The organism is Kitasatospora sp. NPDC091257, assembly GCF_044757675.1.
Taxonomy (GTDB): domain Bacteria; phylum Actinomycetota; class Actinomycetes; order Streptomycetales; family Streptomycetaceae; genus Kitasatospora; species Kitasatospora lactacystinica.
The window spans coordinates 1-1134 of the sequence record NZ_JBIVVI010001837.1 but is presented as its reverse complement, the minus strand read 5'-3'; the positions used below and the strand labels follow the sequence as shown (position 1 = coordinate 1134).

Annotated in this window: 2 protein-coding genes; one reads left to right on the top strand and one right to left on the bottom strand. The window is 73.7% G+C overall.

From position 1 onward, the window contains the following. Positions 1-48 precede the first annotated feature (48 nt). On the bottom strand, positions 49-522 hold the full coding sequence (locus ACIQOV_RS42375) for a MarR family winged helix-turn-helix transcriptional regulator (protein WP_380630784.1): 474 nt from the start codon (positions 520-522) through the stop codon (positions 49-51). 169 nt (positions 523-691) lie between these two features. Between ACIQOV_RS42375 and ACIQOV_RS42370 the strand changes: the two genes are divergently transcribed. Beyond that, positions 692-1102, top strand: a complete 411-nt coding sequence (locus ACIQOV_RS42370) for an organic hydroperoxide resistance protein (protein ID WP_380544811.1) — start codon at positions 692-694, stop codon at positions 1100-1102. Positions 1103-1134: the final 32 nt, after the last annotated feature.

Sequence of the window (1134 nt, the reverse complement as noted above, 5' to 3'; positions counted from 1 at the left end):
CCGCACCGCCGCACCGCCGCACCGCACGGACACCGGCCGCTTCACCCCCTACGGAGCCGGCTCCACCTCCGCCGCGTCCAGCGCGGCGGTGACCCGGTCCAGCAGTCCGCGCAGCGCGGCCAGGTCCTCGACCGGCAGCCCGGTCGCCGCGAGCAGCCGGCGCGGGACCTGCCCGGCCCGCTCACGCAGCGCCGACCCCTCGGGGGTCGGCCGGACGGTGACCGACCGCTCGTCCTCCGCACTCCGCTCGCGGCACACCAGTCCGGCCGCCTCCAGTCGCTTGAGCAGCGGGGAGAGCGTCCCGGAGTCCAGTCGCAGCCGCTCGCCGATCCGCTTGACGGGCAGCTCGCCCTCCTCCCACAGCACCAGCATCACCAGGTACTGCGGGTAGGTCAGCCCGAGGTCCCGCAGCAGCACCCGGTACACGCCTCCGAAGGCGCGGGAGGCCGCGTTGAGCGAGAAGCAGATCTGCCGGTCGAGGCGGAGCAGCTCCTCGTCGGCCATGCCGGAATGGGTGGTCATGGACCCATGGTACCGATCACCATCACGCCATTGAGTTGTGCGCAATTGAATTGCGTGCTCTACTGGTCGTGGCGCAGCGCCGACCCAGCGGCCGCCGCGAAGCACGCCGGACCGGCAACCGCCCGGACCACCGGCCGCAGGAACACCCAGGACCTGAAGGGACGCCACCATGGACGCGCTCTACACCGCAGCCGCCACCGCCAACGGCCGGGAGGGCCGTGCCGTCAGCTCCGACGGACAGCTGGACCTCGCCCTCGCCATGCCGCCCGCGCTCGGCGGCAGCGGCCAGGGCACCAACCCCGAGCAGCTCTTCGCCGCCGGCTACGCCGCCTGCTTCGCCAGCGCCCTCGGCCTGGTCGGCCGGCAGGCCCGGGTGGACACCAGCGAGGTCTCGGTGACCGCCGAGGTGTCCATCGGCAAGGACGGGGCCGGCTTCGGCCTCTCCGTGGTGCTGCGCGTCGAGCTGCCCGAGTCCCTCGCGGGCGAGACCGGCGAGCTGCTGGTCAAGCAGGCGCACGAGGTCTGCCCGTACTCCCGCGCCACCCGGGGCAACATCCCGGTCGAGCTGGTCGTCGAGTAGGCACCCGGCCGTCGGCCGGTCACCGAGACCCC